At 63.5% G+C, this 5,342-nt stretch carries 3 rRNA genes; all 3 read left to right on the plus strand.

What is annotated here, in order from left to right:
* Nucleotides 1–179 precede the first annotated feature (179 nt).
* A 16S ribosomal RNA gene (locus FGQ61_RS09405) occupies nucleotides 180–1,685 on the plus strand.
* 400 nt (nucleotides 1,686–2,085) lie between these two features.
* Nucleotides 2,086–5,059, plus strand: a 23S ribosomal RNA gene (locus FGQ61_RS09410).
* Between the two features lie 147 nt (nucleotides 5,060–5,206).
* Nucleotides 5,207–5,322, plus strand: a 5S ribosomal RNA gene (rrf, locus tag FGQ61_RS09415).
* Together the 16S, 23S and 5S rRNA genes form the textbook arrangement of a ribosomal RNA operon.
* Nucleotides 5,323–5,342: the final 20 nt, after the last annotated feature.

Consider the following 5,342-nt stretch of genomic DNA (forward strand, 5'->3'; position numbering starts at 1 on the left):
GTGTCGCATCCGGGCAGACATCGAACCATTTGAAATGGTCTAACTTGGATTTGTTTTTCGCAAGGCCGCCGAGAGGCGGCCCCGAGAAATTCCTTTTCCTATACTAGAACCATATGAATCGAACGGAACCGATCAGCTAATAGTTGTGAGGACCGGACGGGCTCGAAGCCCATTTATTTTGGACGGAGAGTTCGATCCTGGCTCAGGATGAACGCTGGCGGCGCGCCTAACACATGCAAGTCGAACGGCACCCCTCTCCGGAGGGAAGCGAGTGGCGAACGGCTGAGTAACACGTGGAGAACCTGCCCCCTCCCCCGGGATAGCCGCCCGAAAGGACGGGTAATACCGGATACCCCGGGGTGCCGCATGGCACCCCGGCTAAAGCCCCGACGGGAGGGGATGGCTCCGCGGCCCATCAGGTAGACGGCGGGGTGACGGCCCACCGTGCCGACAACGGGTAGCCGGGTTGAGAGACCGACCGGCCAGATTGGGACTGAGACACGGCCCAGACTCCTACGGGAGGCAGCAGTGGGGAATCTTGCGCAATGGGGGGAACCCTGACGCAGCGACGCCGCGTGCGGGACGGAGGCCTTCGGGTCGTAAACCGCTTTCAGCAGGGAAGAGTCAAGACTGTACCTGCAGAAGAAGCCCCGGCTAACTACGTGCCAGCAGCCGCGGTAATACGTAGGGGGCGAGCGTTATCCGGATTCATTGGGCGTAAAGCGCGCGTAGGCGGCCCGGCAGGCCGGGGGTCGAAGCGGGGGGCTCAACCCCCCGAAGCCCCCGGAACCTCCGCGGCTTGGGTCCGGTAGGGGAGGGTGGAACACCCGGTGTAGCGGTGGAATGCGCAGATATCGGGTGGAACACCGGTGGCGAAGGCGGCCCTCTGGGCCGAGACCGACGCTGAGGCGCGAAAGCTGGGGGAGCGAACAGGATTAGATACCCTGGTAGTCCCAGCCGTAAACGATGGACGCTAGGTGTGGGGGGACGATCCCCCCGTGCCGCAGCCAACGCATTAAGCGTCCCGCCTGGGGAGTACGGCCGCAAGGCTAAAACTCAAAGGAATTGACGGGGGCCCGCACAAGCAGCGGAGCATGTGGCTTAATTCGAAGCAACGCGAAGAACCTTACCAGGGCTTGACATATGGGTGAAGCGGGGGAGACCCCGTGGCCGAGAGGAGCCCATACAGGTGGTGCATGGCTGTCGTCAGCTCGTGTCGTGAGATGTTGGGTTAAGTCCCGCAACGAGCGCAACCCCCGCCGCGTGTTGCCATCGGGTGATGCCGGGAACCCACGCGGGACCGCCGCCGTCAAGGCGGAGGAGGGCGGGGACGACGTCAAGTCATCATGCCCCTTATGCCCTGGGCTGCACACGTGCTACAATGGCCGGTACAGAGGGATGCCACCCCGCGAGGGGGAGCGGATCCCGGAAAGCCGGCCCCAGTTCGGATTGGGGGCTGCAACCCGCCCCCATGAAGTCGGAGTTGCTAGTAATCGCGGATCAGCATGCCGCGGTGAATGCGTTCCCGGGCCTTGTACACACCGCCCGTCACACCACCCGAGTCGTCTGCACCCGAAGTCGCCGGCCCAACCGAGAGGGGGGAGGCGCCGAAGGTGTGGAGGGTGAGGGGGGTGAAGTCGTAACAAGGTAGCCGTACCGGAAGGTGCGGCTGGATCACCTCCTTTCTAGGGAGATAAATCTTCTAGAGAGAAAACACTTTAACTCGAATAGAGGGCAGGAGCCCGTCCGGTAGATGTCCGCCAGGATAAGTCCCCGCAGCACCCGGTCCCCGGGGTCGCACCCGCGTACCTTGAGAGCCGCATAGCGATAGGAGAGAGATGGAAGAGTATCCTCTTCCAGACTCGATTCTTTTCTGCGATTTATCAGACAGAATGATAGCAATCATTCATCCGATCCAAACAAGAAGAATTCACTTATATATGAGTGAGGAGCATCTGATCGCGAGCACAGTGAAGACACTGTGCCGCGGTATGAGATACCCGAATTGCGACATACGAGCGCTATTCATGATATCGATTAATTAACTTTAGCGACACGTGGATATCCCGCGGGCCCGATGCGGTCCCGCAAGATACCACGGGCGCACGGCGGATGCCTTGGCACAGGGAGCCGATGAAGGACGCGGCAAGCTGCGATAATCCCCGGCGAGGAGCACACATCCTTCGACCCGGGGGTCTCCGAATGGGCGAACCCATGCACAGCAGTGTGCATATCCCCCCGCTGAACGCATAGGCGGGGGGAGGACAACCCGGGGAACTGAAACATCTAAGTACCCGGAGGAGAGGAAATCAATCTCGAGACTCCCCGAGTAGCGGCGAGCGAAAGGGGACCGATGGCCAAACCGTCGAGCGGGCATACCCGGCAGGGGTTCCGCCGACGGGGTTGCAGGGCCGCGCATCCGGGGGCTGCCGCCCCCGGGCGCAGGTCCGGCTGGGGAGCGGAACGGCATGGGAGGGCCGGCCGCAGCGGGTGACAGCCCCGTACGCGAACCCAGACCGGACGGCGCGACGCGGTCCCTGAGTAGGGCCGGGCACGTGAAACCCGGTCCGAACCTGGGTGGACCACCATCCAAGCCTGAGTACTACCCTGTGACCGATAGCGCACCAGTACCGTGAGGGAAAGGTGAAAAGCACCCCGGGAGGGGAGTGAAACAGTACCTGAAACCGTGCGCCCACGAGCAGTCGGAGCACCTTTATGGTGTGACGGCGTGCCTTTTGTAGAATGAGCCAGCGAGTCGCTGGCGCGGGGCGAGGTTAACCGAAAGGGAGCCGGAGCGAAAGCGAGCCTTAACAGGGCGACTTGAGTCCCGCGCCGCGGACGCGAAGCCGGGTGAGCTATCCGTGGGCAGGCTGAAGCGGGGGTAAGACCCCGTGGAGGGCCGAACGCACGTCGGTTGAAAACGGCGGCGATGACCTGCGGATAGGGGTGAAAGGCCAATCAAACCCGGAGATATCTCGTTCTCCCCGAAATAGCTTTAGGGCTAGCGTCGCGCGTTCACCGCCGGAGGTAGAGCACCGGATGGACGAGGGGGCTTCGCCGCCTACCGAATCCAACCGAACTCCGAATGCCGGCGGCCCAGAGCGCGGCAGTCAGAGCATGTGGGCTAAGCTGTGTGCTCGAGAGGGAAACAGCCCGGACCGCCCGCTAAGGTCCCCAAGTTCCAGCCGAGTGGCAAAGGATGTGCGTCCGCCCAGACAACCAGGATGTTGGCTTAGAAGCAGCCATCCATTCAAAGAGTGCGTAACAGCTCACTGGTCGAGTGGACATGCGCCGACAATACACGGGGCTAAGCTGGACACCGAAGCGGCGGGATTTTGATTTTCAGAATCGGTAGGGGAGCTTCCCATGGGCGGAGAAGCCGGAGGGCGACCGACGGTGGAGCGCATGGGAGTGAGAATGCTGGCATGAGTAGCGAGAGACGAGAGAGTAACTCGTCCGCCGTGAACCCGAGGTTTCCTGGGCAAGGCTAATCCTCCCAGGGTCAGTCGGGGGCTAAGGCGAGGCCGGGAGGCGTAGCCGACGCGCAGCAGGCAGACATTCCTGCACCGCGCACGCGGCGCTACGACCGACGGGGCGACGGATGGGGGTGGCTCGGCGGGGTTCTGGACGTCCCCGTGATGGAGCGCGGCCCGCGGACCAGGGAAATCCGGTCCGCAGAAGGGCGAGGCTCCGGACGAAGCGACTGAGCGAAGCGAGTGAGCCCGAGGTCCCTAGAAAAACCCCTAGGCAGGCGCGTGCGCGCCCGTACCGCAAACCGACACAGGTGGGTGGGTAGAACATACCGAGGCGATCGGGTCAACCATGGTCAAGGAACTCGGCACAATGGCCCCGTAACTTCGGGAGAAGGGGTGCCCGCGCGTACGTGAACGGACTTGCTCCGGGAGCGGAGGCGGGCCGCAGTGGAGAGGCCCAAGCGACTGTTTACCAAAAACACAGGACTCTGCAGAAGCCGCAAGGCGACGTATAGGGTCTGACGCCTGCCCGGTGCCGGAAGGTCACGCGGAGGAGTTAGCGCATCGCGCGAAGCCCCGAAGCCAAGCCCCGGTAAACGGCGGCCGTAACTATAACGGTCCTAAGGTAGCGAAATTCCTTGTCGGGTAAGTTCCGACCTGCACGAAAGGCGCAACGACTTGGGCGCTGTCTCGACCATGGACCCGGTGAAATTGCACTGGTCGTGAAGATGCGACTTACCCGCGGAAGGACGGAAAGACCCCGTGAACCTTCACTGCAGCTTGGCATTGGCCGCTGGTCCCGCGTGTAGAGGATAGGCAGGAGGCATCGATCCGGAGGCGCCAGCCCCCGGGGAGCCGCCCTTGGAATACTGCCCTCGCGCGACCGGCGTCCTAACCCGAGGCCGTCAACCGGCTCGGGGACCGTGCCAGGCGGGCAGTTTGACTGGGGCGGTCGCCTCCTAAAGGGTAACGGAGGCGCGCGAAGGTCCGCTCGGGACGGTCGGCAACCGTCCTTTTGAATGCAAGAGTACAAGCGGGCTTGACTGCGAGGCCCACAAGCCGAGCAGGTGCGAAAGCAGGCTCTAGTGATCCGGCGGCCCCGAGTGGGTGGGCCGTCGCTCAACGGATAAAAGGTACTCCGGGGATAACAGGCTGATCTTGCCCAAGAGTCCACATCGACGGCAAGGTTTGGCACCTCGATGTCGGCTCATCGCATCCTGGGGCTGGAGCAGGTCCCAAGGGTACGGCTGTTCGCCGTTTAAAGCGGTACGCGAGCTGGGTTCAGAACGTCGTGAGACAGTTCGGTCCCTATCCTCCGTGGGCGCAGGAGAATCGATGGAGGCTGCCCCCAGTACGAGAGGACCGGGGTGGACGCACCTCCGGTGAACCGGTTGTCGACCAACGGCACGGCCGGGTAGCCGCGTGCGGCGCGGATAACCGCTGAAGGCATCTAAGCGGGAAGCCGTTCCAGGGATTAGTTCTCCTTCCGGTAAGGGCCCAGGTAGACTACCTGGTCGATAGACGGCAGGTGCAAGGACGGCGACGTCCTCAGCCGAGCCGCACTAATCGCCCGAGCTCTTCCGGAACCGCACCTCGCGGCCCGCGGGACTGAGCGCTCATGCGCGGTCCGGGCACGAGGATGCCCCCGAGTCACATCTCCCCTATGCGCCATGCGGCCCCCAGGGCACGCGAGAGAGACACCCGGACACCGTAACGGTGGGCGCCGCCCACCGGTCAGCGGCCAGAGCATGGGGGGCACGCCCGGTCCCGTTCCGAACCCGGAAGCTAAGCCCCATCGCGCCGAGAGTACTGCGGGGTCAGCCCGTGGGAGGCCAGGGCGCCGCTGACCGGTGGACGGCACCGAGCCGT

This window comes from Collinsella aerofaciens, assembly GCF_005844325.1.
GTDB lineage: Bacteria > Actinomycetota > Coriobacteriia > Coriobacteriales > Coriobacteriaceae > Collinsella > Collinsella aerofaciens_G.